Here is a 21,169-nt window from a genome sequence, read left to right as displayed (position 1 = left end):
CGCTGGTGGGGCTGCTGGGGCTGTTTCAGCCGCCGACACTGCTGTGCTGCGGGGTGAGGCTTCGGGGGCGGTTGATCCGGTGGTGGCTCGGGCTGCTGCGGCTGCTCGGGCGGCGGCCCGGACCGACGGCGCCCCGGTGGTGGGGCACGCTGGTGGCCGGACAGATAGCTCGCCTGTGGTGGCTCGTGCTGCTGATACTCCCGGCCGGACCAATAGTTCGCCGGTGATTGCCGGTGCGGCGGCGGTTGTTCCTCCGCCGCCTGTGGTGCCGGCGCCCGCGGCTGCTCCTGCTGGCTTTGATTTCTTCGCGGCTGCGGCTGAGGAGGCCCGGGTTGCTCGGGAATCGGCGCAGGCTGCGGGTGGTGGCTTCGCGGGGCCGGAGATCGCGGCTACGCCGAGCCCTGCGAACGGCTTTGCGCCGGCGGCTGGCCCGGCGGTGGGTGAGTTTGCGCGGCCGAGCAGCGCGTCCCCCGCGAGTGACTTCGCGCGGCCGAACGGCAGCGCGCCCACTGCAAGTGACTTCGCGCGGCCGAGCCGCGCTAACGGCTTCGGGCCGGCTCCGGGTGACGCTCCGCCGGCCGAGGACTTCCGCCCTGTCAGCGGCTCGGCGTCCGCCGCGGCCGCCGTCCGGCCCGCCAGCGACGCCCCCTACTCCCCGCCCGGCGGCTTCGACCAGCCTCGCAGTCCGGGCCGGCGTTCGGCCCACGGCACGGAGAACGACGTCTACCCGGCGCCGACCAGCACCTACCGCGGCCCACTCGCCGAGGACGGACGACCCCTCCGAGACGAAGGCCAGCCGGTAAACGGATACGCCTCGCCACGCCGCGCAGCAGCCGACGAAGCCATGCCCCGCCGCGCAGCCACCGAGGAAGCCGCCCCGCGCCGGACAGCCGCCGACGAGGCCATGCCGCGCCGGACGTACCCCGACAGCTTCAGCCGGGCGAACGGCCTGGACCCGAGGACGGCCGACGCCTACCCCCAGGACGCGGGCCACGCCGAGGCGGCGAACGGCTTCGGCCGCCGACCCGGCCAGACGCCCCCCGGCACGGACCAGCAGTCGCCGAACGCCGCCGGCCGGGATCGGCTCGGCAGCCCCTCGGTGGCGGACGCCTTCCGTTCTCGCAGCGAGCGCCGAGCCGTCCCCGACAGCAGGCGCAGCGCCCGCGAGCAGGACGGTCATGAGCTGCTCGGCAGTGGTGCGCTTCCACCCCGCCAGGGTCAGGACCCGTCGGCCACTGCCATCATTCGTACCGCGGATGCGCCGACCGGGCTGCTGCCCTCGGTCCGGCCCAAGGTCAGTTCCAAGTCGGCCACGGATGTGAGCAGCTCTGTGCGTACCCCTCTGCCCGGCGGGTCCGGCACCGTCGGTGCCGCTTCCGTCGCCGCTGCCGCTTCCGTCGCCGCTGCCGCGGCCGCCGCCGCTGCCGATCCTGATCTCGATGACGGCGCGGCGGAGGACGCCAAGCCGCGGCGAGGTGAGAAGGTCGTCAAGTTGCGGCCCGAGCAGACCGACGAGGGTTACAAGAGCGTGTATTCCGAGCTGACCCGTCCGACGCTGGGTTCGCGGATCCGGTCCGCGGTGCGGGTCTCCGGCGAGCTGATGATCACCTTCGGGTTGATCGTGCTGCTGTTCGCCGGGTACGAGGTGTTCGGCAACTCGGCCAAGGTCGACAACGAGCAGGACACTCTCGCCACCGAGCTCGACGATCAGTGGAACGACCCGACCGTCGCGCCGAGCACGCCGGTCAAGGCTGCGCCGGCCGCGCCCGGGAAGAACCTGGTCGGGCGGCTCTACATCCCCAAGCTGGGCATGCAGTGGGTCGTTGTGAACGGGGTGCGGCCGCAGGACATCCGGTACGCCCCTGGGCACTACCCGGACACCGCGGAGCCCGGCGAGGTCGGCAACTTCTCGGTGGCCGGCCACCGGATCCGCAAGATCTTCTGGCGGCTCGACGAGCTCAAGCCGGGTGATGTGATCGGCGTCGAGACCCGCACCAACTGGTACGTCTACAAGGTCAGCGAGAGCCTGGTCGTCAAGCCCAGCGCCGTCGAGGTGGTGGCCCCGGTCCCCGGCAAGCCGAAGGCCAAGGCGAGCAAGGCGATGCTCACGCTGACCACCTGCAACCCGAAGTTCAACAACTACGAGCGGCTCATCGTGCACGCCGAGCTGGTCGACACGGTCAAGCGGGACGCGTCGCAACCCGGCGCCGGCCGGCCCGCCGACATCGGCAAGACGAAGGCATAGGAGGTAGCGATGTATGCCTGGATCTGGCGCAAGCTGCCCTTCGGCCTGTGGGGCAAGCTGACCGGTTCACTCGCGCTGGTCACGATGGTCGGCGCGCTGCTCTGGTACGTCGTCTTCCCGTGGGCCACGCCGTTGCTGCCGTTCGACGACGTGCAGGTGAGCACGGGCACTGAGCAGAACGGCTCGGCCGAGCAGGACCCGAACGCGGTGCCGGGCGACGACTCGCAGCTGGGACCCGACGAGATCCCGTACAACGAGCACACCAACGATCCCCACCCGTCTGCCAGCTAGGTGATCCCGTGCGCATCCTCGTGATCGACAACTACGACTCGTTCGTCTTCAACCTGGTGCAGTACCTGGGTCAGCTGGGTGCCGAGTGCGAGGTCCGCCGCAACGACGAGATCACCGTGGCCGACGTGGCCGGCTTCGGCGCCGCCGGGGTGCTGCTCTCGCCCGGGCCGGGCACGCCGGAACGCGCCGGCATCATGATGGACGTCATTCAGGAGTACGCGGGCAAGCTGCCCATGTTCGGCGTCTGCCTCGGCCATCAGGCGATCGGCGCCGCGTTCGGTGGCACCGTCACCCGCGCCCCGGAGCTGCTGCACGGCAAGACCTCGACGGTGCAGCACAAGGGCACCGGCGTCCTGGCCGGTCTGCCCGATCCGTTCACCGCGACCCGCTACCACTCGCTGGCCGTCCTCCCGGAGACCCTGCCGGAGGAGATCGAGGTGACCGGCTGGACCGAGTCCGGCGTGGTCATGGCGATGCGGCACCGCACCCTGCCGATCGAGGGCGTGCAGTTCCACCCCGAGTCGGTGCTGACCGAGGGCGGCCACACCATGCTGGCCAACTGGCTGGCCTCCTGCGGCCTGCCGGAGGCGCTGGACCGGGCCCCCGAGCTCGCCGCCGAGGTGGAGAGCCGCCGGCGCTCGGCCTTCGCCACCGCCTGAGCCGCCCCGCACAGCCAGAAAAGCCCGGACGCGAACCCGCGTCCGGGCTTTCTCGTGTGTGGCTCAGTTGAGCAGGCCGCCGACCGTACCGGTGCCCGTGCCGCCGCCGTCGCCGCCCGGCGGGTCCGGGATGTCCGGGTCCGCGGAACCCGAGTCGTCCGGGTTCGGTTCCTGCTCGGCGATCACGGTCAGGGTGATCTGGGTGTCCTTGGGCTTCTTCTGCTTGGCGTTCGGCGTCTGGTCGACGACCTGACCCGGCGTGCCCTGCTGGTTCGAGGGCTCGACCTCGATGTTGGTGAAGCCCGCCTGCTGGAGCAGCGCCTTGGCCACTTCCTCGGTCTTGCCGACCACCGACGGCACCTCGGTCAGGTTGCCCCGGGAGATCTTGACGGTGATGGTCGTGCCGGGCTTGACCTTCTCGCCCTCTTTCTCGACCGAGATCACCCGGCCGGTTTCCGCGTCGCTGTCGACCTCCTGGAAGTCGGCCTTGAGGTTGGCCTCCCGCAGCGCCTCCGCGGCCACTTCCTTGCTGCTGCCGCGCAGGTTGCTGGGCACCCGGGTGTCCTCCGGGCTGACGCACATGGTGAGGGTGACCTGCGTGTTGACCGGGACCGTCTGGGCCGGACTCGGCGACTGCTTCTCGACCCTCTTCTTGCAGTCGTCCGTCGTGACCGGGTCGCCGACCGTGATGTCCTGGAAGCCCGCCGCGGTGAGCTTCGCCCTGGCGTCACTCTCCGACAGGCCCTCGACCTTCGGCACCGCCGCGTTCGCGATCGGGTCGGGCTCGTTGTCCTTGTTCTGCGACAGGACCAGGCCGATGCCCAGCGCCACGACCGCGAGCACACCCAGGGCGGCGAGGACCGCCATCACCCAGGACGACGTCTTGCGTTCCGGCGGCTGCGGGCCGCGCGGCCCCACGCCGGCCGGGATCGCCCGGGTCATCGCCGTCTGCTGGCGCATCGGCGGCCCGGACATCGCCATCGTCTCGGCCTCGGACATCACCGGGGTCGCCATGACCGGGCGCCCGGCGACCGCGCGCAGGGCGTCGGCACGCATCTCCTGCGCGCTCTGGTAGCGGTTCAGCGGGTTCTTGGCCAGCGCCTTGAGCACGATCGCGTCGACGTCCGGCGGGACCTCGCGGTTGATGTCGCTGGGCGCCTTCGGGTCCTCGCGGACGTGCTGGTACGCCACGCTGACCGGGCTGTCCCCGACGAACGGCGGGTGCCCGACCAGGAGCTCGAACAGCACACAGCCGGCGGCGTACACATCGGAGCGGGCGTCGACGGACTCGCCGCGCGCCTGCTCGGGGGAGAGGTACTGCGCCGTACCGATGACCGCGCTGGTCTGGGTCATCGTGGTGGCGCCGCTGGCCAGGGCGCGGGCGATGCCGAAGTCCATGACCTTGACCTGGCCGCCCTGGGTGATCATCACGTTGCCGGGCTTGATGTCCCGGTGGATGATCCCGTGTCGGTGGCTGAACTCCAGCGCGGCGCAGATGTCGGCGATGGTCTCCAGGGCCCGGCGCGGCTGGAGCCGCTGCTCGGCCGCCAGGACCTCCTTGAGGGTCCGGCCGTTGACGAACTCCATGACGATGAACGGCAGCTTCTCGCCGGTTGACGACACCTCTTCGCCGGTGTCGTAGACGGCGACGATCGCCGGGTGGTTCAGGGCGGCGGAGTTCTGCGCCTCGCGGCGGAACCGCTCCTGGAACGTGGCGTCGCGCGCCAGGTCGGTGCGCAGCATCTTGATCGCGACGTCCCGGCCCAGCCGGAGGTCACGGCCCTTGTGCACCTCGGCCATGCCGCCGTAGCCGAGCAGCTCGCCGACCTGGTACCTGCCGCCGAGCAGGCGGGCCTGCGCCGTCATAGCGTCTGTCGTCCTTCGGTCGCATGGTTCAGGCTGAGGGGAGCCGCAGCCTGCTTCGTAAGACGGTACGACGCCACCGGCGCCCGTGGGTCAGCCGAGCCCGCCTGAACGACCGTGGCACGCGGACCGCTCCCGCCCATCGCGGCGTTGCTCTGCTTGAGCAGGAACGAGATCACACCGGCACAGAGCAGGACAAGCAGAGCCAGAACGACAGCGAGGACGATCAGCACCTGCCGTCCGCCGGAACCCTCCGGCTGCTTGCCGCCCTGCATCGGCTGCTGCATCGGCGGTGCCGAAGGATGCCGGTACGGCGGCTGACCGGACGGCACGGAAGCCGCACCACGCGCCTGAGCCCCGGAGACGGGCCGCGGGACCGGCGGATACGGCGGGCGGGCCTGCCCGGAGACCGGATGTCCGGGCGGGCCGGAAGCGGGAGCACCGGAGTGCGGCCGGTTGGCCACCACCGGGCCACCGGACTGCGGCCTGTTCATCGCCGGGCCACCCGACTGCGGACGGCCGGCGGGCGCGGAACCGTTCACAGCGGGCTGCTGCACCTGGGTGGTGAGCGACGAGGCGGCCTGGCGGGCCACCGCGGCCATCGCCGAGGCGGTGGGCCAGCGCGCGCCCGGATCCTTGGCCAGGGCACGGTCCACGATGGCGCGCACGGCCGGCGGGATGTCGGCCGGCAGCGGTCGCGGGGTGTCCCGGACGTGCTTCATGGCGATCTCGATCGGGGTGGCGCCGTCGAACGGCCGGTGGCCGGAGAGGCACTGGTAGGCGACCACGCCGAGGGCGTACACGTCGGAGGCGGCCGTGGCGACCGCGCCCGAGGCCTGCTCCGGGGAGATGTAGGACGCCGTGCCGAGCACCGAGCCGGCCACGGTGAGCTGCCCGACCAGGGCGGACCGGGCGATGCCGAAGTCGGTGAGCACCAGCGTGCCGTTCGGGCGTACCAGAAGGTTGCCGGGCTTGACGTCGCGGTGCACGATGCCGTTCGCGTGCGCGGCCTGCAGGGCGTCGGCGGCCTGCGCGACCAGCGCCATGGTCCGCGCCGGCGTCAGCCGGCCGACCCGGCTCAGGGTGCGCGACAGGGCGTCGCCCTCGACGTACTCCATCACCAGGAACGCGAGCTGCTGGTCGCTGCCGTAGTCGTAGACGTCGACCACGCCGGGGTGGTTGATCGTGGCCATGGTCCGGGCCTCGCCGCGGAACCGCTCGGCGAAGCCGGGCTCGTCCAGCAGGGCCGGGAGCAGGATCTTGACGGCGACGGTCCGGCCCAGCACCTCGTCGGTGCCACGCCACACGTCACCCATGCCACCGCCGGCGATCCGCTCGTCCAAGCGGTACCGGCCGCCGAGGGTGACCCCAGGGCTGATCATGTCAGTCCCCTCCCCGGCCCGCCGCGGCCTTCATGATGAGCCCGGCGATCCGGGCCGCCTCGGCGCTCGGGTGATCGCCAGGCACGTTCTCCAGCATGACGCAGACAGCTGAGACTGCCTCACCCTTGTCGTTGAAGGCGAATCCGATGAACCAGCCGTGGTTGTCGGCGCCGGTCGCGTTCTGCGCCGTACCGGTCTTGCCGCCGACCTCGAAGCCGCTGATCTTGGCACGCTTGCCGGTGCCGTTCTCGACGACACTGACCATCATCTCGCGCAGGTCCTTGGCGACGTCGCCGCTGACCGGGGTGCGCAGCGTCTCCGGGGCGGCGTTGTAGATCGGCCGCCGGTCGGGGCTGAGCAGCTGCTGGACCAGGTACGGCCGCATCTGCCGGCCGTCGTTGGCCACCGCGGAGGCGATCATCGCGCCCTCGAGGGTGGTCATCCGGACATCCTTCTGCCCGATCGAGGACTGAGCCAGCCCGGCCTGGTCGACGCTGCCGTCCGGGTTCTTGATCTCACCGGTGCTGCTGGCCGCGACCGGCAGCCCCGAACCCTTGAGGTTGCCGACCGTCAGGTCGTTCTGCTCGAAGCCCCAGTCCCGGGCCGCCTTCTTGACCTTGTCGCCGCCGAGCTTGACGCCCAGCTGCGCGTAGCCGGTGTTGCAGCTGTCGGTCAGCGCCTCCTTGAGGGTGACCTGCGCGCCGGGACAGGTCTGGTCCTCGGAGTTGCGGATCGGAGCGCCGGAGCCGGGCGCGGTGTAGCTCTGCCCGGCCGGGATCTCGGTGCTCTGGTCGTAGCCGTTCTGCAGGGCCGCGGCCGAAATGATCACCTTGAAGGTGGAGCCGGGCGGGTAGGTCTCGGACAGCGCGCGGTTGAGCAGCGGCTTGTCCTTGTCCCCGTTCAGCTTCTTGTACGCCGCGGCGGCCGCATCGACATCGTGGCTGGCCAGCGGGTTCGGGTCGTAACTGGGGAACGAGGCGAGCGCCTGGATGGCGCCGGTGCGCGGGTCGATCGCGACCGCCGACCCCTTCTTGGCGCCACCCTGGTTGTTGGTGAGCTGCTTCCAGGCCGTTTCCTGGGCCTTGGTCTTGATCGACAGCACCACGTTGCCGCCGCCGCTCTTGTCCCCGGTGAACATGGCGCTGACCCGGTCGGCGAAGAGCTTGTCGCTGGCGCCGGAGAGGAACTCGTTCTCGGTGCGCTCGATGCCGACCTCGGCGATGTTCACCGGCTTGTAGCCAACGATCGGGGCGTAGACCTGCTTCTCCGGATACTGCCGGAGGTACTTCAGCTCGTCGTCGGTCAGCTTGTTCTGGGCGAGCGCCTGGCCGTCCGCCTCGATGACCCCGCGCGGCACCTCGTACTCCGCGACCTGGACCCGGCCGTTGTAGTCGCTGGTGCGGTACGCGTCGGCCTTGTAACCCTGAACCCAGTTCAGGTTGGCGAAGAGCAGGCCGAACAGGACGAGGATGACCACGCCGGCCTTGCGCAGGGGTGCGTTCACGGCTTGATCACCTCCGTCATGGCGCCGTGCAGCTGGGCGGGCGGTTGCTTCGGTCCACCGGACGCGGGCGCCGGGCCACCGCTCGCGGGTCTGCGGCCGGCGTCGGAGATCCGCAGCAACATCGCGATGAGCAGCCAGTTCGCCATGAGCGACGAACCACCGGCGGACAGGAAGGGCGTTGTCTGACCGGTCAGCGGGATCAGCCCGGTGATGCCACCAAGGATGACGAAGACCTGCAAACCCAGGGTGAACGCCAGGCCACCGGCGACCAGCTTGCCGAACGAGTCGCGTACGCCCAGGGCCGCGCGCAGGCCGCGCTCGACGATCAGCAGGTAGCAGATCAGCAGGGCGGAGAGGCCGAACAGGCCGATCTCCTCGCCCATGCCGGCGAAGATGAAGTCGGTGCGGACCTCGGGCACCTTGCTCGGCGAGCCGGCCCCCGGGCCGGTGCCGAACAGGCCACCGGTGCCCAGGCCGAGCAGGCTCTGCACGAGCTGATAGCTGCCGCCGAGGCGGTTGTAGTTCTCGGCGGCGAAGGGGTCGAGCCAGACCGTGGCGCGGTCGTAGAAGTTGGCGAACGGGCCACCGACCGACGCCCCGAGCAGATACGCCACGTAGACGCCGCCGAAGAACATCACCAGGCCGATGATCAGCCAGCTGACCCGTTCGGTGGCGACGTAGAGCGTCACCACGAACAGGCCGAAGTAGAGCAGGGCCGTGCCGAGGTCCTTCTCGAAGACGAGCACGAGCAGGGAGAGCATCCACACCGTGATGACCGGACCGAGGTCGCGGCCGCGTGGGAAGTCGATGCCGAGCACCCGCCGGCTGGCCAGCGAGAGCACCTCACGCTTGCGAACCAGGTAGTACGCGAAGAAGGAGACCAGGGCCAGCTTGGCGAACTCACCGGGCTGGATCGAGAACGACCCGATCCGGATCCACAGCCGGGCCCCGTTGATCTCCGAGATGCTGGCCGGCAGCACCGCCGGGATCATCACCAGCACGATGCCGACCAGGCCCAGGGTGTACGCGTACCGGGAGACCGTCTTGTGGTCGCGGATCACGATCAGCAGCACCGCGGCCAGCACCAGGGCGGCCAGCGTCCAGGCGAGCTGACGGCCACCGACCCCGGCGAAGATGCCCGGTTCGGGCTGCTTCTGCGCGATCGACCGGGCCAGGTCGAGCCGGCGCAGGAAGCCGACACCGAGGCCGTTGATCAGCGCCACGGTGGGGATCAGCACCGGGTCGGCGTACAGCGCGGTGAAGCGGACCACCAGGTGCAGGGCGACGAACAGGACACTCAGCAACGCGGCCGGCACCCAGAACGTCGGCGTGATCTTGTCGAACTGGTTGGCCTCGACGATGGCGCCGTACGCGGCCACGATGACCATCGCCAGCGCGAGCAGACCCAGCTCCGCGTTGCGCCCGGTCTTCGTGCCCGGGACACGGGGCATCTCACCCGTGGTCGCGGGTGTGGGAGCCGGAAGGGCGGGCGCGGTCAAGAAAGAGTCCCCAGACTTCGGTGAGCGGACGCTCAGTCGACGGGCCGGCACCCGACCGGGTCGACGACCGGCGGGGCAGACTCCGAAGGCAGGGCGTCCGGCGTGATGGTGGGCGCGAGAGCCGGCGCCGACGAGGAGGTGGGCCGGCCGGGAGGCGACGTCTTCCCGGCCGCGGACGGCGTGCCGGACGGGGTCACCGGCTCCGACACCGTCGGCGCGGCGCTGCCGGCCACGCAGATCGGCTTCAGGTTGGGGTTGGACGGCTCGTCGCTGGTCAGCTCCTGGAGCCTCCGCCGGGCGTCAGGCTGACTGTCCGCGTGGATGCCCTGCTTGACCCGGTCCTGGGCGACCGAGGTGAGGTCGTCCAGGCGAGCCGGACTGGTCTCGTTGACACTGGAGAGGTCGAGGCCGGCGATCTGGCCGGGCACGCCGCGGAAGATCGCGAGCTGGCCCTGCTCGGTGGCGCCGACGTAATACTGCTTCTGGGTGTACTGCCAGCCCAGGTAGAGGCCGCCGCCGAGGATGCCGAGCAGCACGAGCAGCAACAGGCTCGTGCGGACCGGGTGCCTCTTCGGCTGCGGCTCCGGCTCGTCGCGGTCGTACGGCGGGCCGGAAGGCTGGGCGGGCCGCGGTGGCGCCTGCAGGGCCGCCGCGCGGGCAGCAGCACTGGAAGCGTCCGCGACGGTCGAGTTGCCGCGGTCACGGGCGGCCGCGCCGCCGACGATCGGGGCCTGCTCGACGATGTCCGCGTCGGTCGCGTCGGCGACCACCACGGTGATGTTGTCCGGGCCGCCGCCGCGCAACGCGAGTTGCACGAGCCGCTCGACGCACGCCTGCGGATCCTGGATGTCACGCATGCTCTCGCCGATGGTCTCGGCACTGACCACGCCGGAGAGCCCGTCGCTGCAGATGAGATAGCGGTCGCCCTTGAGGACCTGGCGGACCGAATACTCCGGATCGATGTCCCGGCCGTCGAGCGCCCGGGTGAGCAGCGACCGCTGCGGGTGGCTGCTCGCCTCCTCCGGGCTGATCCGGCCCTCGTCCACCAGCATCTGGACGTAGGTGTCGTCCTTGGTGATCTGGGCGAACTCACCCTGGCGCAGCATGTAGGCGCGCGAGTCGCCGATGTGCACCATGCCGATCTTGCTGCCGGAGAAAAGCACCGCGGTCAGCGTGGTGCCCATCCCCTCCAGATGCGGATTGGCGTCGACGGTGTCGCGCAGCGTCTGGTTGGCCGTGCCCACGGCATGCCGGAGGGCGTCGACCAGCGCATCGCCGGGGACGTCCTCGTCGAGCGGAGCCATGGCCGCGATGACGATGTTGCTGGCGACGTCACCGGCGGCCATGCCGCCCATGCCGTCGGCGACGGCAAGGAGCCGCGGTCCGGCGTAGACGGAGTCTTGGTTTCCGTCTCGGATCAGACCGCGGTCGCTCTGGGCGGCGTAGCGCAGGGTCAGGGTCATGGCCGTAACTCGAGTGAAGTGCGGCCGATCCGGATCGGCACGCCAAGGGGGACGGGAGTAGGTCCGGAGACCTTACCGCGATCGAGATAGGTGCCGTTCGTCGAGCCGAGGTCCTCGACGAACCACTGACCGTCCCGCGGCACGAGCCGGGCGTGCCGGGCCGACGCGAAGTCGTCCGTGATGACCAGCGTCGAGTCCTCCGCACGTCCGATAGTGATCTGAGCCTCACCCAGAGTGATCCTGGTGCCGGCCAGCTGACCGGCTGTCACCACGAGCTGCCGGGCAGCCTTGCCCCGCTTCGCCTTCGCCGGCCGGCCCTGCGGCACCACGCCACCCACCCCTCGGGGCGAGGCGACGAGACTCTTGGACCGGACCCCGGCGAAGAGATCCTTACGGATGACTCCCACCACCGTGAACACGAAGATCCACAGCAGTATCAGGAAGCCGAAGCGGGCGACGGTGAGGACAAATTCTGGCAAGGTGCCTAGCCGTCCACTCGGAACGTGAGGGTGGTCGTCCCCAACTGGATCATGTCGCCCGGGTTGAGCGCCACGGCCGACACGCGCTGGCCGTTGACCATCGTGCCGTTCGTCGAGCCCAGGTCGGTCAGCACGACCTGGCTGCCGTCATAGTCCAGCCGGGCGTGGCGCCGGGAGATCCCGACATCCGGCAGACGCAGATTCGCCTGGTCCCCACGGCCGATGACCGTCGAGCCCATCTGCAACGGATACGTGCGGCCGTCACCGGAGACCAGGCCGACGTTGCGGCCGTTGTGCCCCCCGTGCGGCGGATACCCGCCCTGCTGCTGGTCGTACGGCGAATACGCCGGCGCAGCGTCGTAGGCGGGCTGTTGCACAGGCGCGACCTCGCCGCCGGTGTACACCTCCGCTGTGACACGGAACATGCCGGTATCGAGCCCGTCACCGCGCTCGATCTCGACGATGACGTCGCCGTAGACCGTCCAGGCCTGCTCACCGATGAACTCCGCCTGCGACTGGGCCAGCTCCTGGGCCAGTGCGGCGGCATACGGTGCCAGCCTGCTGTGGTCGTACGGCGAGAGATCGATCACGTAGCGGTTGGGCACCAAGGTGCGACCACCAGCGAGGATAGCCTTGTGCGCCTCGGCCTCCCGCTGCATGGCATTAAGAATCTCCACCGGGTGCACGACACCCTTGAACACCTTCGCGAAGGCACCCTCGACCAGGCCTTCCAACCGCTTCTCAAAGCGCTGCAGCACGCTCACCGGCTCCTCCTCGGGTTCCGAGGACATGATGGTATCCGGCCGCCGCTTCCGCATCTCTGCGAAGAGCAACCGGTCGCTCCTGACCCTCGTATTGCGGCCCCTGACGCCGTGCTAGTCTTCCCTGGCGCCAAGGGCAGTATCTGCTCGCGGTGTAACGAGGGACAGCGTAGTCTGTTCCGGCTAACTGAATGCCACGGGGATGTGGCGGAATGGCAGACGCGCACGGTTCAGGTCCGTGTGTCCGAAAGGACGTGGGGGTTCAACTCCCCCCATCCCCACCCGATCACCTGGTCGCCCCCTGTCCGCGGAAAGCGCGGACCTGGGGGCGATCGGCATATCTGCTCCGGGGGCCGAGCCCCCGGACGCCCCGCGGTGCGGTGGACGCGCTGGCTGTGTCACTCGCGCCTGTCGGTGGCTCGCCCTCGCTTCGCTCGGCATCGGGACGCGTAAGGGCTCCTCTTCACCTCTCCCCTCTTGTCTCCTGGGTTCGTGCCTGCTCTCTTGGGTGACAGCGGAGCGTGAGGGGGGTGGCGTTATGCTCTCGACTGGTTTTGCCCCCGAGACCTCTGGGAGAGTTTGCTCGTGGCCGTCGCCCTGGTAACTGGATCAGGTGGTCTCATCGGCTCTGAGGCGGTTCGGCACTTTGCCGGGCTGGGCCTTGATGTCGTCGGGATCGACAACGACATGCGGCAGGAGTTCTTCGGCGCGGAGGCGTCGACGGCCTGGAACGTGCAGCAGCTCACCGCGGACCTCGGGACGGCGTACTCGCACCACGGGGTCGACATCCGGGACCGCGACGCACTGTCGCGAATCTTCCAGCGGTACGGCAAGGACATCGCGGTCGTCATCCACACCGCGGCGCAGCCGTCGCACGACTGGGCCGTGCGGGACCCGTTCACCGACTTCGACGTGAACGCCGGCGGCACCCTCAACCTGCTGCAGAACACCCGCGAGCACTGCATCGACGCGGCCTTCATCCACTGCTCCACCAACAAGGTGTACGGCGACACCCCGAACCGGCTCCCGCTGATCGAGCAGGAGACCCGCTGGGAGATCGACCCGGCGCACCCGTACGCCGACGGCATCACCGAGGACATGTCGATCGACCAGTGCCTGCACTCGGTCTTCGGCGCGTCGAAGGTCGCCGCCGACGTGATGGCCCAGGAGTACGGCCGCTACTTCGGCATGAAGACGGCGATCTTCCGCGGCGGCACCCTCACCGGGCCGGCCCACTCGGCGACCGAGCTGCACGGCTTCCTCGGCTACGTGATGCGCGCCAACATGGAACGCCGGCTCTACCGGATCTTCGGCTACAAGGGCAAGCAGGTCCGCGACGCCATCCACAGCCACGACGTGCTCAGCGCCTTCGAGGCGTTCTTCCGCAATCCGCGCTCGGCGGCGGTCTACAACCTCGGCGGCGGCCGGCACTCGAACTGCTCCAACCTCGAGGCCTTCGCCATGGCGGAGAAGATCAGCGGCACCGAGATGGTCACCGAGTACGTCGACGACAACCGGATCGGCGACCACCAGTGGTGGATCGGCTCGATGGCGGCCTTCCAGGCGGACTACCCGCAGTGGAAGCAGGTCTACGACGTCCCGATGATCCTCCAGGAGATCTACGAGGCCAACGTCGACAAGTGGGTGCCCCAGCCGTGATCGCCCAGGGCAAGAAGAACGTCCTCGGCGTGCTGGTCGACGCGGTGGACTACGACGCCGCTGTCGCCCAGATCCTCGACGCCGCCCGCGAACGCCGCCACTACGCCGTCACCGCGCTCGCCGTGCACGGGGTGATGACCGGCGTGCAGGACAAGGCGCACAACGCCCGGCTCAACTCGTTCGACCTGGTCACACCGGACGGGCAGCCGGTCCGCGGCGCGCTCAACCTGCTGCACCACGCCGGCCTGACCGACCGGGTCTACGGCCCCGAGCTCACCCTGCGCGTGCTGCGCCAGGCCGCGGCCGAGGGCCTGCCGGTCTACCTGTACGGCTCCACGGAACCGACCCTCAGCAAGCTCGTACCGGCGCTGGAGCGGATGTTCCCGGCGCTGAAGATCGCCGGGGTCGAGGCGTCGAAGTTCCGCGCCGCCCAGCCCGGCGAGGACGTGGAGATCGCGGACCGGATCAAGGCGTCGGGCGCGCGGATCGTGCTGGTCGGGCTCGGCTGCCCACGCCAGGAGATCTTCACGTACGCGATGCGCCCGCTGCTCGACATGCCGCTGCTCGCGGTCGGGGCGGCCTTCGACTACCACGCCGGGCTGTTGAAGAACCCGCCCGCGTGGATGCAGAAGTACGCCCTCGAGTGGCTGTGGCGCCTCGGGCTGGAGCCCAAGCGGCTGTGGAAGCGGTACATCCTGCTGAACCCGGCCTACCTGTCCCGGCTGGCCATGCAGAAGCTGGGCCTGTGGAAGGCGACGCCGCCCGCACCGGCCACCGAGCCCGTCCAGACCTTCGCGGTCTGAGCTGTCCAGAGGCTCCGAAACGGTCGGCCGGGCGGTGCCGGGGTCTCACGGCGTTGCCGCCGGAAACCCCGGCCGACCTCCCCAGGTCGAACCCGTGGCCGGCACCGATGCATCGGCGCCGTCTGGCACCCGACACTAGGACACCGGTCACGGCCGCAACAGGGGGCATTGTCCCCTTCGCCCATTGGGATGAGTTCGCTTCGTAAAACTTTGCTCACTCAAAGTCACGATCAAACCCCTACGGGTTGACCGTCCGGGCATATCCCGGTTTTGCCGCTTGCGCGACGGGTGAAGGCTGTCGATGTGAACACCACGACGGACCTCATCCTGATCGGCGTACTCGCCGGGGTCTGGCTCACCGCCGGACTGCTCGCGGACGCCCTGCCGAGCGCTCGCACGGCTCGCGAGCTGCGCCGGCGCGCTCGCACACTGTCCATGCTGGTCGGTGGCGGGGTCGCGGTGTTCATCGCCGTACCGCTGGTCACCGGTGTGCTGTCCGGGGAGTCCGCGGCTCCGGCGGCTGCTGTGCTTCCCGCCGTACCCGCGCTGGTCGTGGTGCTGGTGACCGCGCGGCGCCTCGCTCAGGTCCGGCGCGGCGCGGGCGCGTTCGCCACCGCGCCGCTGACGCCGGCGCCGCCGGCGCTGCTGGCTGCCGCCGCCCATCCGCTGGTGGCGACGCCGCTGCAGATCACCGGGCTGGCCGCGCTGGCCGGCGTGCCGATCGCCGCCGGCGTGATCGAGGTGCCCGGCGCCCAGGTCGCCGGGATCGTGCTGACCGTGGTGGGGATCGCGGTGCTCGCGCTCGGCATCCGGCACGCGATCCGGCACAGCCGGCTCAACGTCAAGGTTTTCGCACCGATCGGCAAGGTCCGGCTGCGGGCTGTGCCGGCGCGTCAGACGTCGGCGGAGACCTACACCGCGCTGCCGCTGGAAACCGGCCCGGCCGAGAACTACGCATCCTCGGCCCACCGGGCCGCCTAGCGCCGCCGGGGCAGGCGGTCCGGGTGGAGCTCACCGGGCCTGCCCGTGGACGGCGTCGCGGGGAGTTACTTGCGCTTGGCTTCCTGGACGTAGAGCAGCTCGAGGATCGAGCGCGCCGCCTCGAACCAGCGGTCCAGCCAGCCCGAGTCCGGCATCGTCCCGCGCACCGGCAGCTCCAGCAGCAGCCCGCGCAGCAACGGGTGGTCCGCCATCGACTGGGAGCTGCCCGCGTCGACCCAGCCGCCGCTGGTCGGGAAGACCGGTTCGGTCAGTCCCTGCAGGTCCAGCGAGGGCAGCTTGGCCGCCCGGTCCAGCGCGCTGGTCGGTTCGATCGGGGTGCGGGTCGGCAGGCCGGACAGACCGGTTCCGCCGCTGCCGCGCGAGACCAGTTCGCCGTCGCCGTTCTCCGCGGCCAGGGCCGCGTCGCGGCGGGTCTGCCGGTACGCGCTCACGCCTCCGCTGAAGCGGTCCTGCGCGGTCACGGATCCGTTGCTGAGGTTGTCGGAACCCATCGTCATCTGTTTCGCCTTGCCTCGCTCGTATGGATCGCCTGCCCGCACCGTCACGCGAGGGGGACGGTCAGCCGTACGGGCCGACGGCGGTTCTCCGGACGCGCGGTCCGGTCCGCGCTTAGAGCGTTCAACGAGGCCGACCCGAACGGGCGACGGCGCAAATGGGGCAAAATGCAGCGACCGCCCCCACGCTCGCGGCGGGGGCGGTCGGGGTCACGTGCTCTACAGGTCGAACTCGCCACCCTTGGCCCCGCCCACGAAGGCGTCCCACTCGGCGGCGGTGAAGATCAACGCGGGTCCCGTCGGATTCTTGGAGTCGCGAACCGCGATGGCCTGCTCGACGAAGGCCACCTCCACGCAGTTGTCACAGTTCGGGCCACTGCGTGTGCTCTTGAACCACTGCGCGCGGCTCAGGTCGATCCGGAAACCCTTGGTCTCACTTTCCACAATGGCTCCTCTGCCAGCCTAACGATCATGTCTCTGGACTCCTCGGGAGAGAGGGCCGACGATCGGACGGTGTCGAAGATGGAGTTGTACTTGCGCAGCTCGTCGCTCTTCTCCAGAAACAGCCCGCCGGTCGCGTTCTCGGCGAACACCACATTGGGGTCCTCGGCATCGGGGAAGTCGAGGATCGCGAATGTGCCGTCCATGCCGGCGTGGGCCCCTGCCGCGAACGGCAGGATCTGCAGAGTGACGTTCGGCAGCCGGCTCGCCTCGACCAATCGGAGCAATTGGTCCCGCATGACCTGGTCGCCGCCGACGGGGCGACTCACCACCGCTTCATCGAGCACCACCTGAAGATCGATCGGATCGTCCTGAATCAATAACGCTTGGCGAGCCATCCGGACGCGTACCCGTTGCTCTATTTCTCGATCGCTGTCATCCGATCGTGCGGCCCTGATCATCGCTATTGCGTACTTATCGGTCTGAAGCAGACCGGGAACCACCTGCTGTTCGTACGCCCTGATCGACCGGGCCGCCGCTTCCAGCCCGACATAAGCGCCGGTGAGCACCGGGCTGAACGGGTGCCACCATCCCTTTTGCCGGGCTTCGCGGGATATCTGCACTAATTCTTCCGATTCGACACCGTTGACGCCGTAAATGTCCAGCATGTCCTTTACGTCGCGAGGAGTGGCACTCGTGTGGCCGGTCTCGATTCTGGACACCTTGGAGGGTGAACAGCCGAGACGCTCGGCCACCACGTCGATGGTCACGCCGGCCGCATCGCGGTATCTGCGTAGCTCAGCTCCGAGTCGGCGGCGGCGGATGGTGGGGCTGCGGCGCGGATTCACGCTCACCTCCGGGCTGCGTGGCATCATGCGACCGGACGGCGCGGGCTCCACCGTACGGCGTTGTCGCCCTCAGTCTCTCTGGTGGTCTCTTGATCCCTCAAGCGTCCACAGTGATCGTTTAGTCACTTTCGGCTGACCTGCAACTTGCATCGATTCGCCTCGTGGTGCAATCTTTCCGTATGGCGCACGTCACTTAGTGTTCTTGTGGGAACCTGGGATACAAGCGCCGGGTACGCAGCAATGCACCAAAAGCGACGCCGCGCACTGGGGGACCGACCGTAGCGACTGTCCTCGCCGGACTTGAAGAAGTCCGCGAGCAGCGACCGGGCCGGGAGCGGCTAAACCGCACCGTCGCGATGATTGGCACAATCGTTATGGTGCAAAGATGCATCAGCCGGGCACACTGGACCATCTGTGTTCACCGTGCGGCAAAGTGCAATTTGCCCCTACTGGGTTCAGGACAGGAGATGACGTGCTTCCTCGGTCCGGCGATGTCATACACGTGACGAAGGCGGCCAGCGTCCAATTCGCGGCGCCCATGCTTTTCCGGGTCATCCGGGTGCACGACTGGCCGACGTACGAAGGCTGGATCTGGCTGGACGGCTACGAGCTCAACGCGTCCGGTGACGCGGTTGAGCGCCGGTCCATCTTTGTGCAGGTCGGCGGCCTGCGACAGGTCGGCAAGGCTCCGGACCCGCGCACCCGCAACGGCCGCCAGCCGGGCATGACCACGGGCGCCATCCAGGCCCGCGCCCTGCGCGCCAACCGCTGACCGGAGTCAGTCCTCCTCCTGCTGTCCGGTCGGCCCGGTGGTCTGTGTCTGCGTGGGGGTCGGCGACGTCGTCGGCCCCGCCGCGATGATCAGGGTGATCACCGTGTCCGCCGGCACCTGCTGGCCCTCGGCCGGGTCGCTGTCGATCACGGTCCCGGCCGGAGAATCGCTGGTCACATAGCGCAGGCGATAGTTCAGGCCCTTGCGGTCGAGTGCCCCCCGCGCCTCGTCCGAGGACAGTCCCTTCAACGCCGGCACGGTGATGTCGCTCGGGGTGGCGGGCGCCGAGGTGGTCGGCTGGGTCGTCGCCGGCTCCGTGGACGGCGGCGTGGAGGTGGGCACGGTCGTCACGGCCGTGGTGGCCGGCGGCGCGGGAGAGGCAGTCACACCCGGAGTGGCATCGTCGCTGGTGGACTGCACGATCAGGTAGATGCCCCAGCCCAGCAGGGCCAGTAGCAGCAACGCGATGATGCCCACTGCGATCGGCGTCCACCAGCGGCCGCGCGGCTCGCCGGCCGGCGCCGCTGCCCAGTCTGTGCTGGCGTAGTCGTCGCCGTAGCCGGGTCGCGGCGGACGGACCCCGGCCCGGGCGGACCACACCTCATCGCCGTCGTCGGCCCAGTTGTCCGTGCTGCGGGGGTGACGCTCTGTGCGCGTACCGTCGGTCGCCGCGGCCGGAATCACCGACGTCGCGTCGTCCGCGGCCGGCGGGAAGAGCTGCGTGCGGTCCGCGTCCCCGGCAGCGCGGGGCAACTGCGCCGTCCGGTCATCCTTCAGGGGACCACCGATCGGGGGAACTTTCTCATCCTCGGCGAACGGAAAGTACTCACCTGTCTCATCAAGGCGGCGGCGCTCGTCGTCGTCGGACATCGCCGGATCCTCTCCGTTCGGGCGTCCTCTGCCGCCAACCTAACCAATCTTGGCGCATCAACTCATTGATTCGCAGGCATCGTCACCGACGGCTACAGTGCCCGGCATGGCCGACAAGGGCTGGACAGCGCGAGTGGCAGCCGCGGCCGGAGTGGCCGCGGGGACGGGCGCCGCCCAGCTCGGCCTCGGCTACGGCCTGGGCGTGGTCGTGTGGCCGGCGGTGCCCGCCGACGACAGCGTCTGGCTGGGCAGCCTCGGCTGGGCGACCTGGATCGCGGCGAGCGCGACCGTGTTCGGCGCGGTCATCGCGGGCCGGCTCGGCCGCGGCACCGACGGGCCCTGGCGCTTCGCGCTGGCGGCCTCCGCGGCGGTCGGCGCCCTGCTGACGGTCGTGCTGATCGCGCTCCCGGCCCGGGCAGCGGTACGGACGGACACCTTCTCACCCCAGACGATCGCCGGCGGGTACGCGGTGATCGGCGTGCTCCTGGGCCTGGCCATCGCGTACTGGGCGGTCGTCTCGAGACCGGTGGCAGCGAACCTGATCGCGACGGCGGCCTGGCTCTGGTCCCTGGCCGTGGCCGCGGTCATGGCCACGATCTTCTGGCACCGCCCCTCCGCGACGTACCTGTCGAGCTGGCAGTTCTTCTCCCCGGACTCCCCCGACGACCAGTACGGGACGATCTACTGGCCGAGCGCGTTGCTGACGTTGCTCGCGGCGCTGGTGGTCGGGGTCATCGGCGCTCTCCCCGCGGTTCGGCGCGGTGACCTGGGGGTGGGCGCGGCGTCGTCCGGGGCGGTCGGGCCGCTGCTGGTAGCGGCGGCTTTCTTCGTGCTGGCTCCGCAGCTGACCGGCACTCCTGGTCCGTTGCAGTCGGCTTACCTGATTGCGCCTTACGCGGTGCTGGCCGGGCTGGCGGGGTCGGCGCTCACAGTCGCCTTGGGCCAGCGTGGTGCTGCACGGCGGGCGGCCGGATCCGCGTCGGGGAGTACGGCCTTGCCGGCAGCTTCCGACGACGCGGCATTGTCGAGTTCTCGCAGCTCGAAAGCCCACGGCTCAAGATCTCGCAAAGCCGGCGCGGTGAGCGCCAAGGCGGCCGACTCCGGGCCCACACATGCTGGACCCGCCGACGGAGCTGGCAGCGCCAGGTCCGCCGGCGCCGGAGCAGCGACTGACCCGGAGGTCGGATCCCCGCGAGCCCGCGCCGCTCGCTCGGAATCCGCCGGGTCGGGAGCTGCGGTTGTGCCGTCGCCCAGGCCTGCGCCGAAGGACCGGGCTAAATCAGACACTTCAGGCACTCAAGTGGCCGAATCCACCCCTCCGCCGGCTGATGCGGCCCGCGAACGGCGGTCCTTCATGGACCGGTTCCGGCGCGGCAAGGCAACACAGCGTGACGCTGAGCCGGCCGTCGACCCCTCGGCGATCGCTACCGGCCGCGCCAAAGCCCCTGCTTCCGCGACCGCCTCGGCCCCCGCGTCTGCGTCTGCGACCACCGCGCTCCCCGCGGCACCACGTTCGGCCGCGGCACCGGCTCGGGCCGGCTCCCCGCCGGCAGCGGCCCCGAGCCGCGGACGGTCGCGGCCAGCCGGCTCTCCCAGGTCCGGAGCTCCCTCGGTCGATGGCAGCGCACGGCCGGCCGGCTCGTCCACCCCGGGCCGGTCCGACACCCGCTCGACGGTGGCCCCGCCGCCCGCCTCTCCCCCGATCGCGAAGATCAACGACGCTCAATCGGGTGAAAAGCACCCCGCAGCACCGAGGACCAACAGCGCCCCGGGACCGGATTCGCAGGCTGGACCAGCGGATACCGCGATTTCCGATAAAACGCCCCCTGCGCAGAAGACCCCCGCGAAGTCCACAAAGGCGACTCCCGCGCGCGCCACCCCACAGCCGTCAGCTCCCCGACAAGCGCGAGCAACCGGCAGCCGCGCCGCAACGCCGGCCAAGTCGGCGACCGCCACCAAGCCGGCCGCACCGAAGGACGCTGCCCCGAAGGACGCCGGCTCAAAGGACGCTGATGCGAAAAGCGGATCCTCGAGACGCGCCGGGCTGATCGACGAGGACGACACCGCCGAGCTGCCGGTGCAGGATTCCGGGCGTCGGCCGGGCCGTCGCGCCGGTGATGAGCAGACTCGCTGA

General features: G+C 70.0%; 19 protein-coding genes and 1 tRNA gene. 9 read left to right on the top strand and 11 right to left on the bottom strand.

Annotated features, from left to right (window positions below; genetic code table 11):
* The first annotated feature begins 844 nt into the window (after positions 1 to 844).
* The 3 genes from ACZ6S4_RS21365 to ACZ6S4_RS21355 are packed head-to-tail and all read left to right on the top strand — an operon-like array spanning position 845 to position 3,195.
* Positions 845 to 2,245, top strand: coding sequence for a class E sortase (locus tag ACZ6S4_RS21365; RefSeq protein ID WP_465476596.1), 1,401 nt, complete (start codon positions 845 to 847; stop codon positions 2,243 to 2,245).
* 9 nt (positions 2,246 to 2,254) lie between these two features.
* Positions 2,255 to 2,536, top strand: a complete 282-nt coding sequence (locus ACZ6S4_RS21360) for a hypothetical protein (RefSeq protein ID WP_465476595.1) — start codon at positions 2,255 to 2,257, stop codon at positions 2,534 to 2,536.
* Between the two features lie 8 nt (positions 2,537 to 2,544).
* Positions 2,545 to 3,195: an aminodeoxychorismate/anthranilate synthase component II gene (locus tag ACZ6S4_RS21355; RefSeq protein WP_360813944.1), complete on the top strand. Its 651-nt coding sequence runs from the start codon at positions 2,545 to 2,547 to the stop codon at positions 3,193 to 3,195.
* A 63-nt stretch (positions 3,196 to 3,258) separates the two neighbouring features.
* On the opposite strand, the gene pknB is transcribed toward ACZ6S4_RS21355, so the two are convergent.
* The 7 genes from pknB to ACZ6S4_RS21320 all read right to left on the bottom strand — a co-directional run bounded on the left by pknB (position 3,259) and on the right by ACZ6S4_RS21320 (position 12,176).
* Positions 3,259 to 5,061, bottom strand: a complete 1,803-nt coding sequence (gene pknB, locus ACZ6S4_RS21350; protein WP_465476594.1) for a Stk1 family PASTA domain-containing Ser/Thr kinase — start codon at positions 5,059 to 5,061, stop codon at positions 3,259 to 3,261.
* Complete coding sequence (locus tag ACZ6S4_RS21345) at positions 5,058 to 6,440, bottom strand: serine/threonine-protein kinase (RefSeq protein ID WP_465476593.1); 1,383 nt, start codon at positions 6,438 to 6,440, stop codon at positions 5,058 to 5,060. Before ACZ6S4_RS21345 ends, pknB begins: the two co-directional genes overlap by 4 nt.
* Position 6,441: 1 nt before the next feature.
* Positions 6,442 to 7,944 carry a peptidoglycan D,D-transpeptidase FtsI family protein gene (locus ACZ6S4_RS21340; protein WP_465476592.1) on the bottom strand — a complete coding sequence of 501 codons (1,503 nt, stop codon included), beginning with the start codon at positions 7,942 to 7,944 and terminating at the stop codon, positions 6,442 to 6,444.
* Entirely contained in the window at positions 7,941 to 9,395 is a 1,455-nt protein-coding gene (locus ACZ6S4_RS21335) for an FtsW/RodA/SpoVE family cell cycle protein (RefSeq protein WP_465476591.1), read from the bottom strand. Before ACZ6S4_RS21335 ends, ACZ6S4_RS21340 begins: the two co-directional genes overlap by 4 nt.
* Before the next feature lie 80 nt (positions 9,396 to 9,475).
* Positions 9,476 to 10,906 (bottom strand): PP2C family protein-serine/threonine phosphatase, encoded by a 1,431-nt coding sequence (locus tag ACZ6S4_RS21330; protein WP_465476590.1) that lies wholly within the window; start codon positions 10,904 to 10,906, stop codon positions 9,476 to 9,478.
* Positions 10,903 to 11,385, bottom strand: a complete 483-nt coding sequence (locus ACZ6S4_RS21325) for an FHA domain-containing protein FhaB/FipA (protein WP_203769348.1) — start codon at positions 11,383 to 11,385, stop codon at positions 10,903 to 10,905. Before ACZ6S4_RS21325 ends, ACZ6S4_RS21330 begins: the two co-directional genes overlap by 4 nt.
* A 5-nt stretch (positions 11,386 to 11,390) precedes the next feature.
* Complete coding sequence (locus tag ACZ6S4_RS21320) at positions 11,391 to 12,176, bottom strand: FhaA domain-containing protein (RefSeq protein WP_203769381.1); 786 nt, start codon at positions 12,174 to 12,176, stop codon at positions 11,391 to 11,393.
* 168 nt (positions 12,177 to 12,344) lie between these two features.
* Between ACZ6S4_RS21320 and ACZ6S4_RS21315 the strand changes: the two genes are divergently transcribed.
* The 4 genes from ACZ6S4_RS21315 to ACZ6S4_RS21300 all read left to right on the top strand — a co-directional run bounded on the left by ACZ6S4_RS21315 (position 12,345) and on the right by ACZ6S4_RS21300 (position 15,589).
* A tRNA-Leu gene (locus tag ACZ6S4_RS21315) sits at positions 12,345 to 12,427 on the top strand.
* Between the two features lie 304 nt (positions 12,428 to 12,731).
* Entirely contained in the window at positions 12,732 to 13,805 is a 1,074-nt protein-coding gene (locus tag ACZ6S4_RS21310; RefSeq protein WP_360828558.1) for an NAD-dependent epimerase/dehydratase family protein, read from the top strand.
* Positions 13,805 to 14,608: a WecB/TagA/CpsF family glycosyltransferase gene (locus ACZ6S4_RS21305; protein ID WP_465476649.1), complete on the top strand. Its 804-nt coding sequence runs from the start codon at positions 13,805 to 13,807 to the stop codon at positions 14,606 to 14,608. Before ACZ6S4_RS21310 ends, ACZ6S4_RS21305 begins: the two co-directional genes overlap by 1 nt.
* A gap of 303 nt (positions 14,609 to 14,911) precedes the next feature.
* Positions 14,912 to 15,589, top strand: coding sequence for a hypothetical protein (locus tag ACZ6S4_RS21300; protein ID WP_465476589.1), 678 nt, complete (start codon positions 14,912 to 14,914; stop codon positions 15,587 to 15,589).
* Between the two features lie 65 nt (positions 15,590 to 15,654).
* On the opposite strand, the gene ACZ6S4_RS21295 is transcribed toward ACZ6S4_RS21300, so the two are convergent.
* The 3 genes from ACZ6S4_RS21295 to ACZ6S4_RS21285 form a co-directional block, all read right to left on the bottom strand.
* Positions 15,655 to 16,107 (bottom strand): hypothetical protein, encoded by a 453-nt coding sequence (locus ACZ6S4_RS21295; RefSeq protein ID WP_465476588.1) that lies wholly within the window; start codon positions 16,105 to 16,107, stop codon positions 15,655 to 15,657.
* A gap of 216 nt (positions 16,108 to 16,323) precedes the next feature.
* Positions 16,324 to 16,548: a DUF397 domain-containing protein gene (locus ACZ6S4_RS21290; RefSeq protein ID WP_360830576.1), complete on the bottom strand. Its 225-nt coding sequence runs from the start codon at positions 16,546 to 16,548 to the stop codon at positions 16,324 to 16,326.
* Positions 16,512 to 17,393 carry a helix-turn-helix domain-containing protein gene (locus tag ACZ6S4_RS21285; RefSeq protein ID WP_465476648.1) on the bottom strand — a complete coding sequence of 294 codons (882 nt, stop codon included), beginning with the start codon at positions 17,391 to 17,393 and terminating at the stop codon, positions 16,512 to 16,514. Before ACZ6S4_RS21285 ends, ACZ6S4_RS21290 begins: the two co-directional genes overlap by 37 nt.
* Before the next feature lie 472 nt (positions 17,394 to 17,865).
* Here ACZ6S4_RS21285 and ACZ6S4_RS21280 point away from each other — a divergent pair, with 472 nt between their 5' ends.
* A complete protein-coding gene (locus ACZ6S4_RS21280; RefSeq protein ID WP_360546758.1) occupies positions 17,866 to 18,165 on the top strand; it encodes a hypothetical protein in 300 nt (99 codons plus the stop codon).
* Between the two features lie 6 nt (positions 18,166 to 18,171).
* Here ACZ6S4_RS21280 and ACZ6S4_RS21275 read toward each other — a convergent pair whose 3' ends face one another.
* Entirely contained in the window at positions 18,172 to 19,035 is an 864-nt protein-coding gene (locus ACZ6S4_RS21275; protein WP_465476587.1) for a PASTA domain-containing protein, read from the bottom strand.
* Between the two features lie 106 nt (positions 19,036 to 19,141).
* Here ACZ6S4_RS21275 and ACZ6S4_RS21270 point away from each other — a divergent pair, with 106 nt between their 5' ends.
* Positions 19,142 to 21,169, top strand: coding sequence for a hypothetical protein (locus tag ACZ6S4_RS21270; protein ID WP_465476586.1), 2,028 nt, complete (start codon positions 19,142 to 19,144; stop codon positions 21,167 to 21,169).

The organism is Actinoplanes sp. NPDC051405, assembly GCF_055586185.1.
Note: the sequence above shows the minus strand (reverse complement) of the source record. Positions and strands in the feature narration are given on the sequence as shown.